Origin of the sequence: Spirulina sp. CCY15215 (genome assembly GCF_016888125.1) — a bacterium.
Taxonomy (GTDB): domain Bacteria; phylum Cyanobacteriota; class Cyanobacteriia; order Cyanobacteriales; family Spirulinaceae; genus CCY15215.
On the sequence record NZ_JACSWA010000142.1, the window covers coordinates 1 to 247 of the forward strand.

At 53.8% G+C, this 247-nt stretch carries 1 protein-coding gene; it reads right to left on the reverse strand.

Annotation, left to right across the window (positions count from 1 at the left end; genetic code table 11):
* The coding region (locus tag JUI58_RS27490) for a hypothetical protein (protein WP_204101822.1) at positions 1–247 on the reverse strand (247 nt) is incomplete at both ends.

Below are 247 nucleotides of genomic sequence, written 5' to 3' on the forward strand. Positions count from 1 at the left end.
CTTTGAGGTCGAATTGTGCTTCGGTGAGAATTTCGGTGAGGGTGCGGGCGCGGGAACTTTCGCTGGCTTGGAAGGCGCGGGCATCATAACCTTTATTAGGGTTATTCCGGTGCAGTTCCATCAAGAGGTCGATGTAGAACTGATAATAACCTTGGACGGAGGCGAAGTAGGTTTGGCGGAGTTCGGTGGTGGGGGCTTTGGTGCGGAGGTCTTCGAGGATGGCGATGGATTTTTCCATCTGGGTGAG